The 23,138-nt window shown below is 55.4% G+C and carries 15 protein-coding genes; 11 read left to right on the forward strand and 4 right to left on the reverse strand.

Annotation, left to right across the window (positions count from 1 at the left end; genetic code table 11):
• Positions 1-41 precede the first annotated feature (41 nt).
• A complete protein-coding gene (locus QYE77_RS06385) occupies positions 42-1,697 on the forward strand; it encodes a PfaD family polyunsaturated fatty acid/polyketide biosynthesis protein (RefSeq protein ID WP_315624542.1) in 1,656 nt (551 codons plus the stop codon).
• Here QYE77_RS06385 and QYE77_RS06390 read toward each other — a convergent pair.
• The 3 genes from QYE77_RS06390 to QYE77_RS06400 all read right to left on the reverse strand — a co-directional run bounded on the left by QYE77_RS06390 (position 1,679) and on the right by QYE77_RS06400 (position 11,533).
• Positions 1,679-2,431, reverse strand: coding sequence for a 4'-phosphopantetheinyl transferase family protein (locus QYE77_RS06390; protein WP_315624543.1), 753 nt, complete (start codon positions 2,429-2,431; stop codon positions 1,679-1,681). The genes QYE77_RS06385 and QYE77_RS06390 overlap by 19 nt on opposite strands.
• Positions 2,431-10,854: an SDR family NAD(P)-dependent oxidoreductase gene (locus QYE77_RS06395; protein ID WP_315624544.1), complete on the reverse strand. Its 8,424-nt coding sequence runs from the start codon at positions 10,852-10,854 to the stop codon at positions 2,431-2,433. Before QYE77_RS06395 ends, QYE77_RS06390 begins: the two co-directional genes overlap by 1 nt.
• 277 nt (positions 10,855-11,131) lie before the next feature.
• Positions 11,132-11,533, reverse strand: a complete 402-nt coding sequence (locus QYE77_RS06400) for a PPOX class F420-dependent oxidoreductase (RefSeq protein ID WP_315624545.1) — start codon at positions 11,531-11,533, stop codon at positions 11,132-11,134.
• 212 nt (positions 11,534-11,745) lie between these two features.
• Here QYE77_RS06400 and QYE77_RS06405 point away from each other — a divergent pair, with 212 nt between their 5' ends.
• The 5 genes from QYE77_RS06405 to QYE77_RS06425 are packed head-to-tail and all read left to right on the forward strand — an operon-like array spanning position 11,746 to position 15,321.
• Complete coding sequence (locus QYE77_RS06405; protein ID WP_315624546.1) at positions 11,746-12,489, forward strand: PocR ligand-binding domain-containing protein; 744 nt, start codon at positions 11,746-11,748, stop codon at positions 12,487-12,489.
• 17 nt (positions 12,490-12,506) lie between these two features.
• Complete coding sequence (gene sqr, locus QYE77_RS06410) at positions 12,507-13,739, forward strand: type III sulfide quinone reductase, selenoprotein subtype (RefSeq protein WP_315624547.1); 1,233 nt, start codon at positions 12,507-12,509, stop codon at positions 13,737-13,739.
• Between the two features lie 10 nt (positions 13,740-13,749).
• A complete protein-coding gene (locus QYE77_RS06415) occupies positions 13,750-14,445 on the forward strand; it encodes a helical membrane plugin domain-containing protein (protein ID WP_315624548.1) in 696 nt (231 codons plus the stop codon).
• Positions 14,446-14,479: 34 nt separating this feature from the next.
• Entirely contained in the window at positions 14,480-14,797 is a 318-nt protein-coding gene (locus QYE77_RS06420) for a TusE/DsrC/DsvC family sulfur relay protein (RefSeq protein WP_315624549.1), read from the forward strand.
• Positions 14,798-14,820: 23 nt separating this feature from the next.
• Complete coding sequence (locus QYE77_RS06425) at positions 14,821-15,321, forward strand: DsrE/DsrF/DrsH-like family protein (protein ID WP_315624550.1); 501 nt, start codon at positions 14,821-14,823, stop codon at positions 15,319-15,321.
• A gap of 59 nt (positions 15,322-15,380) precedes the next feature.
• Here the strand turns inward: QYE77_RS06425 and QYE77_RS06430 are convergent, their stop codons facing one another.
• Positions 15,381-16,040: an MgtC/SapB family protein gene (locus QYE77_RS06430; protein WP_315624551.1), complete on the reverse strand. Its 660-nt coding sequence runs from the start codon at positions 16,038-16,040 to the stop codon at positions 15,381-15,383.
• A 111-nt stretch (positions 16,041-16,151) separates the two neighbouring features.
• Here QYE77_RS06430 and QYE77_RS06435 point away from each other — a divergent pair, with 111 nt between their 5' ends.
• From QYE77_RS06435 to QYE77_RS06455, 5 genes are all read left to right on the forward strand, one after another.
• Positions 16,152-16,772 carry a hypothetical protein gene (locus QYE77_RS06435; RefSeq protein WP_315624552.1) on the forward strand — a complete coding sequence of 207 codons (621 nt, stop codon included), beginning with the start codon at positions 16,152-16,154 and terminating at the stop codon, positions 16,770-16,772.
• A 6-nt stretch (positions 16,773-16,778) separates the two neighbouring features.
• Positions 16,779-17,399, forward strand: coding sequence for an aminoacyl-tRNA hydrolase (gene pth / locus QYE77_RS06440; protein WP_315624553.1), 621 nt, complete (start codon positions 16,779-16,781; stop codon positions 17,397-17,399).
• On the forward strand, positions 17,396-20,818 hold the full coding sequence (gene mfd, locus QYE77_RS06445; RefSeq protein ID WP_315624554.1) for a transcription-repair coupling factor: 3,423 nt from the start codon (positions 17,396-17,398) through the stop codon (positions 20,816-20,818). Before pth ends, mfd begins: the two co-directional genes overlap by 4 nt.
• Before the next feature lie 395 nt (positions 20,819-21,213).
• Positions 21,214-21,999 carry a PHP domain-containing protein gene (locus tag QYE77_RS06450; RefSeq protein WP_315624555.1) on the forward strand — a complete coding sequence of 262 codons (786 nt, stop codon included), beginning with the start codon at positions 21,214-21,216 and terminating at the stop codon, positions 21,997-21,999.
• On the forward strand, positions 21,999-23,033 hold the full coding sequence (locus QYE77_RS06455) for a glycosyltransferase family protein (RefSeq protein ID WP_315624917.1): 1,035 nt from the start codon (positions 21,999-22,001) through the stop codon (positions 23,031-23,033). The genes QYE77_RS06450 and QYE77_RS06455 overlap by 1 nt, the downstream gene beginning before the upstream one ends.
• Positions 23,034-23,138: the final 105 nt, after the last annotated feature.

The raw sequence follows: 23,138 nt of genomic DNA on the forward strand, positions 1-23,138 counted from the left end.
GTTTTAATTGGTGATGCATTCCCTTCGGTAGGAGAAAAACCATGCCCCACCATGAGACCGTTCTGCCCACCACACGACCGTTAAGCAGCGCACATCCGTTCATCGCCTGGCGTTGGCAGGGTGACTCGACCTATCTCGCACGTGATGAGGCTTCCCAGCGTCAGTTGCTGTTGCACCTCGAGCAACCCATTTGGGCTATCGCCGACCGCCAAGGATGGGGCATAACCTCTGAAGGAACCCTCATCCCAGCCACCATGGCCAGTCCTGAATCTGCCGAGGTTTTGGCCTACACCCCTCCCCTAATGCCCGAAACCCTGGGCAATCCCGAATTTCGAGCCCTTTTTGGCTTGCGCTATGCCTACTATGCCGGGGCTATGGCTGGCGGTATTGCCTCTGAAGACCTGGTCATTGCTTTGGGCAAAGCCGGGTTCATGGGCGTCTTTGGGGCTGCCGGCCTGCTTCCGACCCGGATTGAGCAGGCTATCCAGCGCATTCGTGAAGCCCTGCCCCAAGGCCCCTATGCCTTCAATCTCATCTTTAGCCCCAATGAGCCGGCGCTGGAAGAACGGACGGCAACGCTGTATCTGGCTCAAGGCATTCGTACCATTGAGGCATCCGCCTATGTGGATCTAACGCTCAACCTGGTGCGTTACCGACTGGCTGGTTTAGAGCAAACTCCGCAGGGAAAGATTATTGCCCAAAACCGGATCATTGCCAAACTCTCACGCCGTGAAGTTGCCCAGCGCTTCATGCAACCTGCGCCCACTGATTTGGTCGCCCAATTGCTCCAAAGTGGTCAGATAAGCCAAACCCAGGCTCAATTGGCCCAATATGTCCCTATGGCAGATGCCATCACTGTTGAAGCCGACTCGGGTGGGCATACTGATAACCGCCCACTGGTGGGGTTGATCCCGACCATGCTAGCCCTGCGCGAGCAAATCCAGGCTCAATATCGCTACGCGCAGCCCATTTTTATCGGTGCTGCCGGCGGCATCGGCACCCCCGAAGCCGCCCTGGCGGCCTTCACCATGGGTGCGGACTATATTGTCACCGGTTCGATCAACCAATCCTGTGTGGAAGCTGGAACCTCACCCCATGTCAAACGCTTGCTTGCTCAAGCCGATATGGCCGATGTCATGATGGCACCCGCTGCCGATATGTTTGAAATGGGCGTTAAAGTGCAGTTGCTCAAACGCGGCACCCTCTTTCCTCTGCGCGCGCAGAAACTCTATGAACTTTATTCTCGCTACCCGTCATTGGAAGCCCTGCCAACAGACGAACGCGAAAAATTGGAACGCCAGATCTTCAAGCGCGATCTGGAAACGATCTGGCAAGAAACCGTGCAATATTTCCAGGAACGCGATCCACGCCAAATTGAACGCGCCCAACGTGATCCGCACCAGAAAATGGCTTTAGTCTTTCGCTGGTATTTGGGACTTTCCTCACGCTGGGCTAATCGCGGCGAGCCAGGGCGCGAAATGGACTACCAGATTTGGTGCGGTCCGGCGATGGGCACGTTTAACGCCTGGGTGCAGGGAACGTACCTGGAACCGCCGGAGAACCGGCGCGTGGCCGACATAGCCCTGCACTTAATGACCGGCTGCGCGTACCTTGCCCGCGCGCGCATGTTAGCCCTCCAGGGGGTTCGCTTATCCCCTTCCCTTTTCCGCTATACTCCTCAACATCCCATGCTCTGACGCACTGGATGAGCGTGCCGCAGCGGAACATAAATCAAAGCCTCTGGTACATTTTCCGTACATATGGCCAGGGTGAGGACTTTTTGCCCAACAACACACCACCAAGCATGCCAGGAGGCGTGAATACCACGCACAGTAATCGCAGCGCCCCGCCATGAAGAATCGGAGGGCAAAGCCGAGGGCAAATGCACATTAACCCGGCGGGTATCCCAGCTCAGTCCTACCCGCAGGGCTTTCAACGCTGCCTCTTTCAGACTCCATATTAGAGTTACAGCAAAGGCGGATTGGGTTACCGGCAATCGGTGCAGGAAAGCCTGTTCCTCCGGCGTGAAGAAATCTTCAACAAAAGAGCGCGGTCGCGGCTCAATGGTCTCTAGATCAATCCCAAGCGCCAAATCGGGAGCCAAGGCCAGCGCACAGGCTGCCCACCCTTCGCGATGGCTGAGTGAGAGCGAAACCGGGAAAGGATTCTCCGCAGAAACCCAAACCTGGGGCGCCCCCTGAGCACTGCGCAAAACACTAACCCGCTGCATTTCAATCTCGTGCAGGCGGTGATCTGCAGCACAGAGGAGATGCTTTGCCACCCAACGTCCCAGCAACCAGTCGGCGCGTCGCCGCGGAAAACGCAGATTTTTAAGGTGAATCTGTTCAGCCGCTGATAGGGTATGTTCCAGAGTGGCAGAATCAGCCGGCACAGCCGATCCACCCGCCAGTGTCCAATAAATGCTCACCATTATTCACCTACCTTTCGTTCAAGAGATGCCCGAAACGGTGCCACCAGTGCTGGATCGGCCGCATAAGGTAACCGTGCCGTCCGATAACCCTTGACCTCAATAACCACTCGCCCATTAGCATCTACAACCCGCGCGTCAAACCGCCGATTCTCACCCAGCGGTGAAATTGGAATCACCTCAGCCCATACCGGTTCCTGCCATTGCCACGCGGTATAAGTAATCCGCTCCGCACCAAAGGGTAATGCCAGGACACCATCTTGGGCTACTTCCCATGCCGCCGCCGTCTGTAGCACCAATTCGAGCAAAGAGGGAAGGGTGACTAGCGGCGCAGCACTCAGTGCAGGCAAGGACGCAGACAGGCGCCCTCGCGCTCGATGCGGTTCGACCTGCACGGCCTCCAGCACCTGGAACGCTGGCCCGTGGAAGAACAGCCGATAAATGGCCTCGCGGTAGATAAGGCGATGCTCATCCAAGGCGGGTACCTCTGCCTCAGGTGCACCAACCGATTCAGGGGTTCCCAGTAGCACTTTAGCCGTAAAATGGCGCAAAGTCTGAGGTGGCATGCCGGCGCGGGTCAAGGTGGATTCCAGCACCGCCTGGGCAACCAATCCCTCTCGGGCTGGATAGAGATTAACTTTGATCACAAAACGCCGCGGTTGGTTACGGTAGAATTTCAACGGTGCCATAAACTGAACATCTGTAAATCCCCTTACTTGCCAGGCCGAAGACTCATCAGCGAGACTTAGCCAGCACAACGCCGCTGTGGCGAACCCCTCTAAACCCATCACTGCCGGTAACAATGGAATGCCGTTAAGGGCATGATCCGAAAGATAAGGGGTTTGCTGTGGATCCAATTCAACTTCGAAGCGTGCCCCCTCCCAGCGATCATACCCTGTCAGCACCCCGGGAAGGTGATGAAGATCATTGCCTACAAGGGGTTTTATGGCTTCGAGATCGAGACCATCCTGCTCGCGGCGGGGAAGGGTAAGCAAGCCCAGCGAACCCGCCAGAACGACCTCCGGCTGCCCCCAATTGGCAACTAACTCGCGATACACCCATCGAGCTGCCTCTTCGGGTTGCATCAGGTCTATCCCTGCCCGACGCATCAATTCAGGCACATGGCCACGGCTGGCCATCCCCACCTCAGCCCAGGCTCCCCAATCTAACGCAATGGTTTTCATCCCGGCAGGATGATGACGGAGTGCCAGCATCATCTTCGCCAGGAAGTCATTCCCGGCGCAATAATCCACCTGCCCCGCATTGCCAAACCGGCCCGCTACTGAAGTAAATGTAACGACCGCGCGTGGCCATACCCGATGCCGATGCAATGCCCTATAAAGGTGATAGAACCCTTGAGCCTTGACCGCCAGAATCTGAGCAAATTCCTCACGCGGCTTACTCTCCAGGCGACGACTGCGCTCAATTCCTGCGGCATGAATAAGGACATCTATGTGCCCCTGCTCATGAATCACACGTGCCACAACGTCTTCCACGGCCCGAGTCTCAGTGACATCAGCAGTAAGATAGATAATGTCCGACCCCTGGGAGCGCACTTCCTCCAACAACCTCAATGTTCCCTCTGCACGATCCAGCGCCGCCAGATGTTGTTCCACTTCCGCCAGAGAGGGCCGTTTGCCCTCTGCCGCAAGGCGTTTGAGCAAAACCTGGCGCAAAGCCGAGCGGTCCTGCCGTAATAGCATCAAATCGGGGTCGTTGGGAGCAGGCAAAGGTGAGCGTCCAATTAAGTAAAACACCCCATGGGTCTGGCGCGCCAGATCACGCACCACGGCCTGGGTGATTCCACCACTACCACCGGTGATCAAGAAGACCGGCTTTTTTCCCCAATCCGGACTCACAACGGTATCCAATGGTGCCTCGACTAGGGTGACACCATAACGCTGACCTCGGTATCGTCCTACCTCTACCACGCCGGGGTCATAAAGTAATTCTTCGATCAACTGCGCGGCAATTTCGGCGGCTTCAGCCTGCGGAGCAAAATCTACCACCTTGACCAGTGCATTGGCCCGTTCCCAAGACACCGCTTTGACCAACCCGCTGACCAAACCGCCCAAGGGGGCCGCCAGTGGCTCACCGGAGAATCCTTGCCGACCGTCCAGGCGCGTGGCTGCAATTAAGAACGGCTCACCCGGCAGAGTCTGGAGCAGGTCAAACAGCGTCTGGGCCCGGCGTTGTACCTCAACCTGCCATTGTTCGTCTCCCATAGCATCAAGCTCAGGGTGCACATCCAGGCCGGGCAAGAAGAACACACCATCCACCTTCCCGTCCTGAACCCATCCCTGAACCCGCGCGCGGGTTTGCTCAGACCACTCCGCCGGGATCATCAGCACCTTGACTTTGCGCACACGCAACCGGCGTGCCAGGGCCAAGCCAACACCGCCCTGATCTTCCACCAAAACCACCCGTAACCCTGCTGAAAGATCAATCCCGGTCGGCTGGCAAAGCGTTGCCCGTGGGCGCAGCACAGCCTGGGGCACCCGCCGGCGTATCATTCCGGCTTCTTGCTTGTCACTTTCCAAGGTCTCGGAAAGCACGCCTTCTTCCTGCATGGAAGGGAGCGTCGTTGACCTACCCTCCGTCTCGGTTTCAGGCGCAGTCTCCCGTGAGATAACCTGCGCGGCCAAAGCCTCTTGGATAAACGCAATGACCTTGCGCAGGGTATTGTAATCGCTCAAACGCAGGTCTTCCCGCCGAGGTATTCCATATTGCTCACGAACTGCGGTGAAGAGCTCTGCTTGCTTAACGGTATCAATGCCCAAATCCGCTTCCAAATCCAAATCCAGGTCTAACATTTCCTGAGGATAGCCGGTCTTCTCACTCACCAGCCCCACGACAAAGGACTGAATGTCCGTCTCATCCACGGTCTTGACCGCTTGAGCCGCAGGCGGTTGAGATGGGCCGAGATGCGCCTCTCCACCCTCTATATCTATGGGTAGATGATCAACAGGATATCCCACCCGCGCGGCGACCAGTTCCAGCACTTCTGGACTCACGGCTTCAGAGGATTGAGCATCTAAGGCTGAGGTTGATGGTCGCGATCCCGACCCGCTTTGTGCCTCAAGCGACTCCCGCACAAACGCGATCACCTTACGCAGCGTGTTGTAATCCACCAACCGCAAATCCTCACGGCGAGGAATACCATAGCGTTCGCGCACCGCAGTGAACAATTCTGCCTGCTTGACCGTATCAATGCCCAAATCGGCTTCTAAATCGAGATCCAAATCGAGCATATCGGGTGGGTAACCAGTTTTCTCACTCACCAGTGCTACCAGCACGGTTTTAATCTCCTCTTCGCTGGGTAGCCCCACCCTGGGCTGGGTCAAAACTATCTGCCCATGTCGTTCTTCGGCCACGAGCGGCCCGGGATGCACCTCAAGCGCCACCTCGGCACGGGAAACGGCCCCGGTCACTTGCGGTTGGTTTCCTGCCGTCTCGCATACAAACGCAATCACCTTGCGCAGTGTGTTATAGTCCACCAAGCGCAAATCTTCACGGCGAGGGAGCCCGTAGCGCTCCCGCACGGCAGCAAAAAGTTCGGCTTGCTTAACGGTGTCAATGCCGAGGTCGGCTTCCAAGTCCAAGTCCAGGTCCAGCATCTCACGTGGATAACCCGTCTTCTCGCTTACCAGGGTTAAAACAAATTCCGTAACCTGTTGCTCATCCGGCACCGGCAGCGTTGGCTGGGATGTTGGCAATGCCTCCGGTTGCTGAGCGGACAGGGATTGCAAAGACTCAAGCACTTCCTGGGCCTCTTCTTGCGCAATAGCCTCAGCCCACTGCGTTGGCCCTTGTCCGTATTGCCAGCGTGATTTCAATGGCGACCGCTGTGGCGGGCCGGCGTGGCGAATGCGCAGCGTCCGCTGTACCACCTCCAACTCGGCCTGTTCATAACCGGCCAGATCGGCCAGCCAGCGTTGATAGACCCGATGATCCACCCGTTCTCCCTTGTCATCAATTCGCCGTAGCAAGGCCATAGCAATTTGAGACCCAAAACCGGCCCCTAAACGCAAGGCATAACGCAGGGGGAACACCCCTCCCCGTGAGAGGTTCAAATCACCCAATTCTGGATCGGGCTCAAAACCATCGTCAATATTGGCAATGGGGGGAACCCGACCGTATTGCAACGCTTTAACCGCCAGAACATCTTCTATCCCCACCCCCATGGCATGGCCAGTATAACCCTTGGTATTCGCGATTAAGATGCGGTTGGCGTGTTCGCCAAACACCTGGCGTAATGCTCGGATTTCGGCCGACGCGGAGCCTCCGCGGGCCGGGGTATAGGTCTCATGAGAAACGAACACCATATGCGGCGCCATTGCCGCCCGCTTGAGCCCAAAACGGCGTTCCGCGGTGCACACCAAACGCTCCATAATCTCACTGACGTGGGATACATCCAGGCGGGTACCGTGATAGGCGCTATTAGCGATATCGGTGGCCAAGACCTCACAGATGCCTCGCATTCCGCGCTCACGCACCGCGTCCTCTGATTCCACGACCAGCGCCGCTGCGCCCATGCCCATAATCATCCCATTGCGTCGCCGGTCAAAAGGTAGCACAGCCTGACGCAAGTTGCCTTCAATCGTTGCCGCGCCGCTGGCCATCAGCGATGCTCCAATCCAGGATATCAGGGGATTGCTGGTCACATCATCGCCGGCAATAATAACGACGCGGCGGCAACGCCCTTGACGTATCCAGTCCTCGGCCAACGACAGCGCATGGGTGGTACTGGCACAGGCTGCATTCACATGGGTATTTGGACCACGCGCACCGATGTATTCGGCAAATTGGGAATGCCCCATGCTCAACGCCCGAAACACCAGGCGGCGATCCAGATGATAATCTCTTTCCTCCAATTGGCGTTCAAGGGAGGTTATTTGAGCGCGCAAAATAGGCACAACATCAGGCGAAGTCACGCTCAATGACTCCAATAAGGCGTACAGCGTGCCTAACTGACGTCTGAGCGTCTCATATTGATAAAAATCTTCAATCTCGCGCGCCAGTTCACTGAGCCCCGGAAAAGCGGAAGCAAAGATCACGCCGGTCTCGTCGGCCAAAGCAGGTGGCAGGCGCCAACGATCTGGCAAATAGGTCCCCACACTGGTCGGACGGTAATGCATCACGAGGGGAATGCCCGCATCGCGTAAGGCTTCAATACCGGCGGCTATCGCCAGTTGGGTCGAAATATCCAGGGCTTCTACGCGTTCCGCGGGCACACCAAAATCCGCACTCAGGTCGAACCGTCCACGCTGGCCAGCCAGTTTGACCGTTTGCTCGAGATCCTCAACGGGTTGCACTTCAGCCCCATTATCACTCTTGATCAGGCGAATAATGCGACGTTGGAGGAGGCTTTGTCGCACCTCCAACGGCAACGGCTCAATCATGATCTCACCGCGCAGCAACCGCTCCACGTTGTCATCCGCAAAAACCGCATGCTGGCGCCCCGGTAACCCCAAGCCGGCCCCACTGATAACCACAGAACCCGTCAACGGCAAAACACCGTCTCGGATCACCACTGCTGGCGCTTCATAGTGAGCGGGCGATTTGGGCTCCGAGGTTGATGCTTCACCTAAGGGTGAAATTGTTACCGGAAGAGGACGCGCATCGGCTACCTGAGGAACAACACCCGCCGCATATAAACCGGCCAGCGTCTCATTGAAAGAAGCCGGCCCACCCTTGCGGGGGTGATTGGTTGCAAGCACCCATACTTCAGGCGCTTTTTCCCTAAGGATATCGTTGGTAAGCCCGGCCAAAACGCGCTTTGGACCCACCTCAACAAAGATGCGTGCACCGTGGGCGTAAAGGGTTTGCACGCCGCGAATGAATTGCACTGGCGAAGCCACCTGGTGTGCCAACAGGTCAAGCATGGCTTCACGCTCGGTCGGGTAGAAGTCGCCGGTTACATTTGAGATAACCGGAATGCGCGGCGGCTGAAGGTGCATGCGTGCGATAATTTGCCGCAAAGGTTCACTGGCCGGAGCGACGATTTGGGTGTGGAATGCATGGGAGACGGGAATCTTCACTGCCTGGTAGCCTGCCGCCTGTAATGCATTGATGGCAGCGTCAACCGCTGCTGTTTCGCCCCCGATCACGCTTTGCAGCGGGCTATTGTAGTTGGCAATGACCACATACCCCGGTACCTGGCTCAGGATGCGTTCAATGGCCTCAGGGGGCGCGGAGACCGCTGCCATGCACCCGTTATCGGCCATGGAAACACGCGCCATCTCGCGTCCCCGTGCGCTAACGATCTCCAAGGCCTCGGCAAAAGGCAAAGCCTCTGCCGCCACCAGCGCCGCGTACTCGCCCAAACTGTGACCAATAGCCATATCGGGAGAAAACCCGTATTTCTTCAGCAAACGCAGAAGGGCAACATTCGCGGTCAGCATGGCTGGCTGCGTGACAATCGTGTTTCGTAATTCGGCCTCGGCCTGTTTGAGACGCTCATCGCCATCCTCAACAAAGACATAATCGCTCAACGGACGGCCTAGAATCGGCGTCATGACCGCGTCGGCTTCTTGGAATGTTTCAGCCACAACCGGATCTAAATCCCGTAAGTCACGCAGCATATTAACGTACTGTGAACCCTGTCCCGGGAAAAGGAACGCCACTTTACCCGCAGCCCCTCGTCCGCGGAAGATACCCTGTCCGGCTAAGGCTTGCCAGGTTTCGGGCGCATCTTTCTCCAAGGCCGCCAAGGCTTTCTCTAACCGCTTCGCCAGGTCCGCCGCATCGGCATAATCCAGCGCCAAACGCTCAGGTTGGCGCACATCCTCGAGAGCAGGTGTCTTCCAGGTTGGTGTCCGCCCCGTTCTTGCTTCCTCGAGCACCCGATACAACTGTTGAGTCAATGTGGCGCGATCCGGAGCACCTATCACCAATAGACCACGATAGATTGGCAACCCTTCGGACGCCCCGCTCGAAAGGGGTTCTGGTGTGGTTTCCACCGGAGCGACCGATACCGCCGGGAAGACTTTCTTTTCGCTAGTGAGTAACCCGGGCACATACTCCTCAACTACGGCGTGGAAATTCGTCCCGCCAAAGCCGAAAGAACTGATACCAGCACGCCGAATCTCTCCACGTGGACGTTCCCAAGGACGCAGTTCGGTAATCACGTAGAAAGGTAAATGATCAAAATCAATATTGGGATTGGGGCGGGTGAAGTTTATTGAGGGAGGTAATACCTTCTCATACAGCGCAAAGGCCACCTTAAGCAATGCCGCTGCACCGGCAGCGCTCTTGAGGTGACCAATGTTCGACTTGACCGAACCCAATGCAATGGAGGCAATCGGTAGGTCAAAGGGATCAAAGACGGCGTTGAGGCTATTGACCTCAACCACATCCCCCACACGGGTAGATGTGCCATGTGCTTCGATAAGGGTAGCCGTAGCCGGTGAAAGACCGGCATTCTTCCAGGCCCGTTCAATGGCACGCTGTTGACCGGTGGGATTGGGTGCCGTGATCCCTTTACCGCGCCCATCACTGCTCGCTCCTACCCCGCGAATCACCGCATAAATCTTGTCGCCATCGCGTTCAGCATCGGCCAGGCGCTTGAGCAGAAAGACTGCCGCTCCCTCACCCATGACAAACCCGTTAGCACCCTCGGCGAAGGGCCGCGAACCATCCGGGCTCAAAGCGCCGATTTTACAGAATTTGACGTAGGCATCAATGCTCATATTGCCGTCCACCCCACCGGTGAGGACAGCATCGAATTGGTCATTATTTAAACCCTCTATAGCCGCCTGGAGCGCCGCCAGGGAGGATGCACAGGCTGCATCGGTCACAAAATTAGCCCCGGAAAAATTGAACACATTGGCAACTCGGCCAGCAATGATGTTGGCCAACTCACCAGGCATGGTATCTTCGGTTATCGGTGGCAGTTTAGTTCGTATTTTCGTCGCCACCCCTTCTAAAAGCATACGCTGCACCTCAGGAGGAAGGTGCTGAAAGGCTTCAAGTTCGCGTAAGGCTTCGAGATATTCCGGTAGGCGCACGCGCAGACTGGTATTGTATTGGTTCTCACCTGCCATCGAGTTGCCCAGGATGACTGCCACCCGCGTTGGGTCCAGATACCGCTCGGGGTAACCATAATCCAACAGGGCTTCTCGCGCCGCTGCAATCGCCCATTTTTGGGTGTTATCCATCACGGCCAAGACATTGGGGGGAATAGGAAGCCCCCACTTCAACGGCTCAAACCGAAATTCGCGCACCCAGGCACCGATTTTGGTATAGGTCTTATCCGGGGCACGCGGATCAGGATCATAGTAAAGGTCAGGATCCCAACGTTCGCGGGGTACTTCGGTAACCGAGTAGCGCCCTTGTTTAATGTTTTGCCAAAAGGTCGCTGCATCGGGGGCATCGGGTAAGATGGCACCCACCCCCACTATGGCAACCGCTTTGGTCTCGCTCATGCTTGCTCCTCCTCAATGATGATGAGATGCCCTATTGCACAATCCACGCCGTTATTTTCGTCGGCAGAATTTTCATCAGCACTCGTTTATGGAAGCGTTGGGTCTATGTTCGTGGCATTGAAAAAATGCGCATGCCTCATAGCGCAGGGGACTCCACAATCCGCGTTCTATCCATTGGTAACCCCCGGGCCCAAGGAGAGTTACGCCCGTTATAAGAAAAACACCCTGGACAAGACTGACCAGGGTGATGAGAAGATGAACGGCATAGACCAAACTATTACGGGGGTGAAAGCAATTCAATTTCAATCAAATACGTAGGATCACCGGTTTTCCTTGCCCTTAGGGCAGCGACCAGGCGGATCAGGCGGCGCTGCCAGCGATATTTACGATCAAAAGCCGCTTCCACAACTTGCCTCAAACTTATATCCTCTACCGGACGGGCCCGCGCTGGTAAAAATTCGCCCAGGGGGCGCCCGCGCACATCACTGGGGGCTACCTGGGCCTGACCATTTGCCCGAATGCGTTTGGCTTTGCCCGAATCCGCATTGGTCATCACATATAAACGCCCATTGTGAACCACAAACCACACCGGTGTCGCCACCGCTTGACCATTGCGGCGAAACGTCGTTAAGTTGATGTACTGCGCACGATATGCCCATTCAGGTAACTTCTCTTCCATCGCGATTCGATCCCTCTGGTATCGGTTTTGAGGTCTATTTTATCCCTAGCCATCAAAAAGGCGAACCAATGTACAACCCATTACACCCACCTCATCTTTGTGAAGAACGTAACAGACATGACATTCATCGTGACATTTGTCACTATCTGGGGTAGGTCAAGCGTGCTACCATTGAGTTCGATAGAGATTGCTATAACATTTTATAACATGCTATGGAAGAATTATTAACCACACGCCAGGTTCAAGACCTTCTAAAGGTAGATCGGATCACCATTTACCGCATGCTTCAGGATGGGCGGCTAAAAGGGGTGAAGATTGGCCAGCAGTGGCGTTTTCCGCGCAGTGAGGTCGAACGATTACTTGGACGCCCAACACCCGAGCCGGCATCCCAAGCCATGGATCTCGCGGCCAGTTTTCCCACCCACTGCGTCCAAACCATCCAAGACCTCTATGCCGAAGTCAGCGGGTTAAGTGCCGTTGTCCTAGACCCTGAGGGCAACCCCCTAACCGAGATTAGCCATCCTTGCGCGTTTTGCCGTCTGCTGTGGCAAAACCCACAAGCCCGTTTGGACTGCCAGGCTTCCTGGAAACAAATGGTGCGCGAGGTTGCCCCACGCGGCGGGGTTGCAACTTGCCATGCCGGTCTGGATTATTTGCTCACCCCTATCCAGGATGAGGGACAGGTTGTGGCGTGGTTCGTATGTGGCCCCTGCTGGTGGCAAACCCAACCTGCCAATACGGATGCCTTATGGGAGCACCTTGCCCAACGTTATAGCCTATCCTTAGAGCAAGTACGCAATGCCGCGCGCGAGGTTCGTGTCATTGATCCCGCCCAGCGTCAGCGCGTTGCGGCCTGGCCACTGGCTGCCGCCCGCGCTGTGCAAAGTATCCTGCATGAGCGCCTATCGTTTATCGAGCGCCTGCAGCAAATCGCTAGCCTAACTCAAATTTCTTAGCAAGGAGTGTAACTCTTATGAAGAAAATTGTCATTCTCGGCGCTGGAACCGCAGGCACCATCGTGGCCAACCGCTTCAAACGCCTCTTGGATTTCAACCAATGGCAGGTCACCCTGGTTGACCCTGACCCCGTCCACTATTACCAACCGGGGTTCTTGTTCATCCCCTTCCGCATGTATTCAGAGAAAGATGTGATCAAGCCCAAACGTGATTTCATTGACCCACCGCTGCGCTTGATCCAGTCCAAAGTTGAAGCCATTGATGCCGACCATAATCGCGTGCACTTAGCCGATGGTACCAACTTGCCTTATGACTTCCTGATCATCGCCACCGGGGTAGATATTCACCCTGAAGAGACCCCGGGAATGCTGGATGGCGAGTGGGGTAAATCCATTCACTCGTTTTATACCCTGCCTACCAGCCAAGCCCTGCGCGATGCTCTGCGCACGTGGAAGGGTGGACGGCTGGTGGTCAATGTGGTGGACAATCCCATCAAATGCCCAGTTGCGCCGCTGGAATTCATTATGCTGGCCGATTGGTACTTTCATCAGCAAGGCGTGCGCGATCGCGTTGAGATTGTTTACGCCACACCGCTATCGGGTGCCTTCACTAAACCCGTGGCCTCAAAATTGCTCGGCGAATTGCTCGATAGCAAGAACATCAAGGTTGAACCCGATTTCATGATTGAACGGGTAGAGCCGGAAGCCAAAAAGATTGTTTCTTATGACGAGCGCGAGATTGAGTACGATTTACTGGTCACCATCCCGCTCAATAAAGGCGCCGATGTCATCGGTAAATCCGGCTTGGGTAATGAACTCAACCTGGTGCCAGTAGACCCGCATACCTTACGCGCCAAAGCCTATCCCAACATCTTCGTCCTGGGCGATGCCTCGGACGCGCCCGCTTCCAAGGCCGGTGCTACTGCCCACTTCTCCATTGACCTCTTCACCGAACACTTTCTGGATTATGTAGAAACTGGCGAACTCCCACCTTACTTCGATGGGCACGCCAACTGCTTCATCGAAACCGGCTTTGGTAAGGGGCTAATGATAGATTTCAACTATACCCAGGAACCCCTTCCCGGTCGCTACCCGTTGCCCGGAATCGGCCCGTTGACCTTACTGCAAGAGTCCGAGTTCAATCACTGGGGCAAATTGATGTTCCGCTGGATGTACTGGCACATCTTATTGCGGGGCATGGAATTGCCACTTCCTGCCACGATGAGCATGGCCGGCAAGTGGAAAGTTTAGTGGAGGGGCTATGGAAGCCGAGATCGCTGCCTTAAACCAAAAACTCGATGCCCTCATGACACAGGTGGCTTACCTCACCGAGCAGGCCAGGGTGGCCGAGCGCGGACGACAAGCACGGGATGAACTGATTGAAACCGCCATGCCCATCGCCAAAGAAGCTCTACGCCTGGGAAGCGAACAACTCGAAGAGGTGCAGGACTATGTCCAGCCAGAAGAATTGCTGCGCCTCCTTAAAAAATTCCTGCGCCATGCCCGCCAACTTGAGTCCCTGCTTGATCAGTTAGATGCGCTGTACGATTTGCTCGAAACCCTGACCCCAGTCTCCAAGGACGTCATGATGCGCCTCACCGACGTCCTACAAACCCTGGATGAGAAAGGTTACTTTGCCTTCGCTCGCGGTGGGGTTCGCATTGTGGATAACATCGTTACTTCGTTCAGTGAAGAAGATGTCAACCGGTTAGGCGATAATATCGTCCTGATCCTCAACACGATCAAAGATATGACCCAACCTGAGATCATGACCTTTGTCCGCAATACCTTGCTCCTAGCAGAGCAAGAAGTGGGCAAACCGGTAGACACCTCGTTGTTCAGTTTATTGCGCCAGTTGCAAGACCCGGCCGTTCGTCGCGGGTTGGCGCTGACATTGCGTGTTTTGCAGGTCATCGGCCACCAGGCCGATGCCAACTCGAAACCCGTCCCTGCTTAGGGATAAATATTCACACGTAAGGAGGAACCAAACTATGCCTACCCGAGTTATTGCTGGAAAGACCGTGGAAGTGGATGCTGAGGGGTTCATGACCAACCCCAATGAGTGGAACGAGGAGATCGCCGTGGAATTGGCAAAAGAGGAGGGTATTGCCGAACTGACCCCCGAGCATTGGAAGGTCATCAACTTCTGCCGCCAAACCGCCAGCGCTAATGGCAAAGCCCCCACCCTGCGCCAAATTACCGCTGGCACCGGTATCTCCACTAAGGACCTCTTTGCCCTCTTCCCCAAAGGCCCGGCCAAGAAAGTAGCCAAGATCGCCGGGTTGGGCAAGCCCGAAGGTTGCGTCTAATTTAAGCAAAAGGAGTCAAAGCCATGACCGAAGGAAACCGCCACATTGCGTTTATCTGCTCCAAGGGCAATCTCGATATGGCCTACCCAGCCCTGGTAATGGGCTGGGCCGCCCTGGGTAATGGGGTTGATGTTACCATCTTCTTCACCTTCTGGGGCTTGGACCTGATCAACAAGCACCGTGTAGATCATCTGGAATTGCCCCCGGTGGCCAATACCAGTATGAAAATGAGCATGATGGGCATCCCGGGCAATTTGGGCATTCCCAACATTGTCGGCGTTCTGCCGGGTATGACTGCATTTGCTACTAAATTGATGAAAGACAAGATGAAAGCTCTGGGTGTGCCACCAGTACGTGAGTACCTACAAATGCTGGCAGATGGTGGCGCTAAGCTCTATGCCTGTAAGATGACCGTGGATATGATGGGGTTGACCATGGATGACTTCGTCGAGGGCGTGCAGGGTATTGTTACCGCCAGCGACTTCATTGACATGACCGAAGGGGCACAGATAATCTTTATCTAAACCCGGGTTGTTGTCCGATACCAAGAGCGCCTCTGCGGATTGGCAGAGGCGCTTGGTTTTTAATACCGAAACTGAGCCACGAACGGCGCATCGAGCAGGAATTTCACAAACTGTTCGTGGGCTGAAACGCTGCCCAGCACGACCCAACGACAACGCAGCAACCCGCTGCCCTCCTTGAAATATTCGCGGCGGATCAAACGCAAACTTGCACTTTCTAAGGCGACTCGAATTTGATCAAACGACTCAACCCCGCCTTGGAGACTTATTTCGTAAATCCGCTGCTCGCGCAAACGATCAATCCGTCTTTCAAAGGATGGGAACAACCACAGCACGATCAAAGCCAGAAGCGTCACCAATCCGCCCAGCAGATACTCTCCCGCCCCCATGGCCATCCCTACTCCCGCAGTCAACCAAATGATCGCGGCCGTCGTCAGGCCCGCAATCCGCGGCCCTTCTCTTAAAATCGCCCCTGCACCCAGAAAACCGATACCGGTGACGATATTGGCCGCAATACGCGAAATGTCCGAACCACCGAAATAACGTGAAAGCAAGGTGAATAATGCCGAACCCGCGGCAATGAAGATAAACGTGCGAAACCCGGCGGACTTATCACGGTACTCGCGTTCCAATCCGATTAATCCGCCCGCCAACATCGCTGCTACAATGGGGAGAAACGACGTATGAAAGAGACTGGTTAGAAAAGCCATGGCGTCGTTCACTGAAACTCACTTTCTGTGCCCAATGATAAAACTTCACAACCAGATTAGCTTCATTCAGGGGCAATATACCATTACGGAGAAAATGCGTCAAATACAAGAGGAACGTATTTCGTGATAAACTTAACTGCTATGTTCTGGGCTATTTTGCGCCTGGCCATTACCTTTGGTCTGGTGGGACTGGCACCCCTACCCCAAACCCCACCTCCTCTGATCATCTCCCCCACCCCTGGCGCGGTGTTGCGCGGACAGGTAGTCATTCGCGCCAGCCTGCCGCCGGGTGAATTTCAACGCTATGAGTTAGACTTCAGTTATCAAGACGACCCAACTCAGACCTGGTTTCCCCTCACCCAGTCCGATCAACGCCCGGCAGATGAAGCGCTGTTTACCTGGGATACCACCGCCATCACCGATGGTAATTATCGCCTGCGCTTGCGGGTATTGCTGGGAGATGGGCAGGTGATCGAGCACATCGTCACTGAGTTGCGCGTGCGTAACTACACCGCAGTAGAAACCGAAACGCCGCAGGTGTCCTCAGAGCACACGCCAACCCCTACCCCCTTGCCCGCCACCCCGACCCCGCTCTTTACCCCTACACCGTTCCCACCGAACCCCCTTATTTTGACCCCGAATGCTATCCTACGGGTGCTCGCCCGCGGCGGGCTGGTGGCATTGGGTCTGCTCGCCCTTATCGGGCTCTATTCCGGCTTACGCCAGCATCGTGATCGCAGTTAATCGCCTATGACAACGCCATCTACTGATTCTTCCGTAGAATTTGCCTCCTCACCTTACTTGCTGGTCGGTTTAGGGAACCCTGGTCGTACCTATGCCCGCAATCGTCACAACGTGGGTTTCATGGTCATTGACGCCTTGGCCAAACAGTTGGACTTGGGCACCCCACGCTTGCAAATGAAGGCCTTAGTGTTGAATGGCACACTGGACGGGCACAAGGTCATCTTAGCCAAGCCCCAAACCTATATGAATCTCTCCGGCGAAGCGGTGGGCAGTCTGGTACGCTATTACAAAATTCCTTTTCCACATCTTCTGGTCATCCACGATGACCTCGACCTGCCATTCGGGGTTATTCGTCTCCGCCCCGGAGGCGGCGCCGGCGGACACAAAGGACTACTTTCAATTATGGACCGCCTGGGTACTCAGAATTTTCCCCGCCTTCGCTTTGGCATCGGCCGCCCGCCGGGCAAGATGGACCCTGCGGATTACGTGCTTCAAAATTTCGACGCCAGCGAACAGCCCATTCTGGAATTGCTCATTGATCGCGCTGTGCAGGCCATTCGCGTTTTCGTCACCGAAGGCCTGGACACCGCCATGAACCGCTTTAACGGTATGACGCTCGAACCATGAAGGTGGACATCTTATTGGAAGCCCTTCGCTCCCACCCGGAGTACCGCCATCTCCTGGAGGATCTGCGCGACGGTCTGGTGATCCAGGGAATGGGGATCATGCGTGCCGCACGTCAGCCACTGGTCGCCGCTCTGGCTCAAGACCTGGGCGTGCCCTTGCTCTGGATTGTTGAACGGAGTGACCGTGCCCTGGCACTTCACGACGAACTAACCCTCTGGATGGGCGAGGGTCAACATTTCCTCTTCCCTGAGCCCAATCCTCTCTTTTACGAACGAGCCGCGTGGGGAATGTTGACGCGGCGAGATCGCCTCCAGGTGCTGAGCCTGCTCAGCCGTTACCATCTGCCCACATTGCCGCGCCCTGAACAACCACCACTGATCATCGCCCCCTTGCGCGCCGTAATGACCCGCACGATTCCACGACGTGAATTCATCAAAGCCACACGGCTCGTCCGGGTCGGGCAACATTTGCCTTTGGAGCCCTTTTTGCGCCAATGCCTGGACATTGGCTATCAACGTGAGGATGTGGTGGTGGAAGCCGGTCAGGTCGCATTGCGCGGAGGCCTTTTAGATCTGTGGCCACCTACGGAGCCGCTCCCTCTGCGCCTTGAATTTTTTGGGGATGAACTGGATACCTTGCGCCAGTTTGAACCAGCCACCCAACGCACTGTGCGCAATCTGGAACACGCTCTGATCACCCCAGCACGCGAAGTACTGCCAGCCAAAGCCGCTGCGCTTGGTCTTTCACCTGCCGACGTAGATGAATTCGAACTTCCCGTGCTCTATCCCCTCGCCGGCAGCCTGCTGGATTATCTACCCCGCGGCGCCCTGGTAGTTATAGATGATCTGGACCTCTTGCGCAGCACAGCGAATGACATCGAAGAACTGGCTGTGCGCATGCGCCAAGAAAGCATTGCTGAGGGTTTGCTCTCACCCGATTACCCCCTCCCTTACTTCCCCTGGTCAGAACTGCAAGACCTGTTGGGGGATCATCTCTGGTTAGAGTTAGGCCATGGCCAGGCCGAAGAGGGGCACCCCTTAGCAAAGCAATTTCAACCCCAACCTCGCTTTGGCGGACGACTCAAGTCCTTCTTGGAATGGCTTGCCCTGCGCAGCACAGAAGGAGAAGATATTTTCATAGTCTCTCGCCAGATAGCACGCCTGCGCGAATTGTGGGAAGAACACCGCCGCCACATGCCGGAAACCGCGGAACAACGCGTTCATTTCATCGAAGGTAGTCTGAGTGAAGGTTGGGAACTTCTGCGCCCGGCAGCAAAACCACTCCATTTGCTTGGCGACGGCGAACTCTTCGGTTGGGAACGACCACAACCCCGCCGTCGTACCCGCCCTCAAGCGCTTCCTCCTGAAGCCGTCTATGCTGATCTCAAACCGGGCGATTGGGTGGTACATGTGGACTACGGAATCGGTCGCTTTGTGGGCTTAGTGCGGCGCACGCTAGAGGGTGTGGAACGCGAATTTCTCTGTATCGCCTACGCCGAAGGGGATCAACTCTTTGTTCCGGTGCATCAAGCCGACCGCATCAGCCGCTATATTAGCCCGGATGGTGAAGAACCCACTCCCACCCGCTTGGGTACCGCCGACTGGAACCTGACCAAACAGCGGGTGCGTGAGGCCGTGCAAGAGGTGGCCCGCGAGTTGCTGGAACTCTACGCTAGACGCCAAGTGGCTAAGGGCTTTGCCTTTAGCTCCGATACCCCCTGGCAACAGGAACTTGAAGCCAGTTTCCCTTATATTGAAACCGAAGATCAGTTGCGTGCCATTGAAGACGTAAAACGGGATATGGAAAGCCCGCGTCCTATGGATCGCCTTTTATGCGGCGATGTGGGCTACGGAAAAACCGAGGTAGCGTTGCGCGCCGCGTTTAAGGCGGTCATGGATGGTAAACAGGTGGCCGTTCTGGTGCCCACCACCATCCTGGCACAACAACACTATGAGACCTTTCGCCAACGCCTGGCGCCCTTTCCGGTCAATGTGGAGATGCTATCACGTTTCCGCAAGCCCAAAGAACAGGAGGAGATTTTGATCCGCCTGGCGCTTGGGGACATTGATATTATTATTGGCACCCACCGACTGCTCCAGCCCGATGTGGTTTTCAAGGACTTGGGCTTGGTCATCATAGACGAGGAACAGCGTTTTGGGGTTACCCATAAGGAATATTTTAAGAAACTACGCACCGAGGTAGACGTCCTGACCCTGACCGCTACCCCGATTCCGCGCACCCTCTATATGGCCCTGGCCGGTGTGCGCGATATCTCCATCATCAACACCCCACCGGCAGAACGTCTGCCTGTGATTACCCACATCGGTCCCTATTCCCCGCGCCTGGTGCGACAAGCCATCCTGCGTGAGATCGAACGAGGAGGGCAGGTGTTCTTCGTCCACAATCGCGTCCATACCATCCAGGCCATGCGCCGCCATCTGGAAACCCTGGTGCCCGAGGCGCGTATTGCCGTAGCGCACGGGCAGATGCCTGAAGATGAACTGGCCCAGGTCATGGAACGCTTCACCCGCGGTGAGGTAGATGTTTTACTATGCACCTCAATCATCGAATCAGGGTTGGATATTCCTAACGCCAACACCCTCATCGTGGATCGCGGCGATACCTTCGGTCTGGCACAACTTTATCAATTGCGCGGGCGAGTAGGGCGCGGTACCCAGCGGGCTTACGCCTATTTCTTTCGCCACCGTAAACGCCCACCAACCCCTGAAGGTCAGGAACGGTTGGAAATCATTGCCGAGAACACCCAACTCGGCTCGGGATACGCCATCGCTATGCGCGACCTGGAAATGCGTGGGGCGGGCGAAATCCTCGGCACGCGCCAACACGGGTACATTGCCAGCGTCGGTTTTCACCTTTATACCCGCTTGCTGGCGCAAGCCGTGCGCGAACTGCGCCGCGATTACCCACAACTCAGCACGGCTGAACCCACCCCATCCACAGGTGATTTGGGGCTCATGGTTAACGTGGATCTTCCCTTGGATATAGGGATTCCTATGTCTTACGTGCCCGATCAGCAGACCCGCTTAAGCCTTTACCGCCGTCTGGCTGACACCCGCAGCGAAAATGAACTGGGTGCTCTGCGTGAGGAGTTCCGCGACCGCTTTGGCCCCTTGCCCGAAGCAGTGGAAAATCTTTTCTTCCAAATGCAGGTCAAACTCCGCGCCGAGGCTGCAGGGTTGGCTTCTGTGAGCATCGAAAGCGGCCAAATCGTGCTTCGCTACCCTCCTCGTCCTGATGATGCGCCACCTCGGACCCTGCCATCGCTCGAGCCTCTGGCACGCAGCGGTAAGAATGCCTATTGGATGCCCTTCGACCCCTCCAATCCGCAGTGGCGCCAGCGCTTGCTCGACGTGCTGGAACGACTCAGTCAATTAGAACGATCGCCCAAACCCTCATAACCTCCCCGATTTTGTTACCTTTCCCTGCCATAAGACCATCTAATCTTAGTTCAAACCCATTTTGACGTCACCTTAACCCATATCTTGTCCATTGTTTGCCTTTTCTAATTCTGTTCGGGCCAGGATAAACATGAAGCCCATGCACATGGGATGCGCTTATGTCTTACCCTTCTGATCTGCCCTCTATAGCCAACAAGTTACTCACCGCCTTTTACTGTTCGCTGGGACGAGGTCATCCATCAAGCATCTGGTTTGATTCAGGCGCTCATCCATTCTTAATCTCCCTTTAATCGGCAACAATCAAACGCAAAACTTCTTTTATCCCTGTGTTCACGAAACCTTAAAAAACACAGGCTATAGTAACTATTGGAAACATAAATAAAGGGAGAAATCACATGGGATATGCGGATTTGCACATTCACACCATTTACAGTTATGATGGCACGTCTTCGGTAGAAGCCGTATTGAAATACGTTGCAGAGTACACCGATCTCGATGTTATTGCCATAACCGATCACGACTGTATTACCGGTGCCCTCAAGGCGCAGGATTTAGCGCCAGCCTACGGGATTGAGGTCATACCGGGAGTTGAAGTATCTACATCCGATGGTCATGTCCTGGCACTTTACATAGAGCAACCGGTTCCAGCCGGTCTTTCCCTTATTGAAACGGCACTGCGGGTCGGTGAACTGGGAGGACTATGCATTGCCGCGCACCCGATGGCTGCGGGTACCAGCAGCCTCGACTTTAAAACCATCCACGCCGCGCTTGAGCATGCGGAGGTGCGCCGCATCCTGGTAGGGGTAGAACGTTTCAATGGCGGACTGGTTTACACCCGGCGTAATCCATGGGTCGAAGCAATGGCCAGCGCCTTACCTCTCGCCCAAGTTGGCAATAGCGATGCTCATGTCCTCCGCATGATCGGTCAAGGGGCAACATACTTTCCTGGTACCACCGCGGCTGAACTGCGTCATGCTCTGGAACAGGCTACGACCGAAGTGCGCAAGGGACATGGTCTTGGGGGAGTTGAGGTGCTGCGCGACTTTATCCCTCGCTATCTTTTGCGTAAGATGGGTTGGGTGGTTCATAATTCAGGCCCGCACGCTCCACTCCGACTAGCCCGCATGTCCCAAGCGCTACAAAACCCCATGCTAGGCTCAGCCCATGGAGCACACATGTGATGACGACCAACCCCAAAGTACTTTTCATCGGTGGCTCGCTTAATCAAACCACCATTTTGCATCAAATCGCCCAACAATTGCCGGAGTGCGATCGTTATTTTTCGCCCTTCTACGCGGACGGCTTGATCGGTTTATTGACTCGCTTAGGCTTTACTAACTTCACCATCTTGGGCGGGCGTCATCGGCAAGCCACCAAGCGTTACCTGCGCGAACACCATCTCCCCATAGACTGCGGGGGTAAACAACGCACCTATGATTTGGTCGTGACCTGCACTGATCTACTTCTGCCCCGCAACATTCTCAATACGCGCCTGATGTTAGTTCAAGAAGGGATGTTAGAAGCAGAAGATTGGCGCTTTAACCTCGTTCGTACATTCAACCTTCCTCGTTATCTTGCCAACACTGCTGCAACCGGCCTATCCCATGCCTACCACGCCTTCTGTGTGGCTTCACCGGGCTATCGCAACCTCTTTATTCGCAAGGGAGTTAACCCTGACAAAATTATTGTCACCGGTATCCCTAATTTTGATCACGCCGCAGGCTATTTGAACAACGATTTTCCCCACCATGGCTACATCCTAATAGCAACATCTGCCACCCGTGAAACACTGAAATTTCATGATCGCAAGCGCTTCCTCCAACGCGTCAAAGCGCTGGCTTTTGGCCGCCCAATGATTTTCAAATTACACCCCAATGAAAACATTGACCGTGCGACACGCGAAATTCGGCGCTATTTTCCCGAGGTTCCAATATACACCGAGGGCAACTTGCACCATATGATCGCGAATTGCGATATGCTCATCGCCCAAAACACATCGGCGATCTTTACGGCTCTGGCACTGGGTAAACCCATCCACTGCGATCTTGATCTCAGTACCCTCAGACGACTTATGCCCATTCAAAATGGTGGACGCTCTGCTGAACGCATTGCCGAAGTCTGTCGGCAACTTTTGCAAACCCCACTTGCAGAACTCAACCGACGACCGCTACGTGCCCACTTCTTTCCGCGCTGGGAGACCCAAGATCTCTTTTAAAATGATCATTCACCCCTTCTCCCAAGTTGCCCGGGTGCACCCTTGCCCCGGGCAAAATTATGTTAGAATCAAATTCCTTGAACAAATGTTTCAGCGTTCTCAGAA

It is taken from the genome of Thermanaerothrix solaris (genome assembly GCF_032334255.1).
Classification (GTDB): Bacteria; Chloroflexota; Anaerolineae; order Anaerolineales; family Anaerolineaceae; genus Thermanaerothrix; species Thermanaerothrix solaris.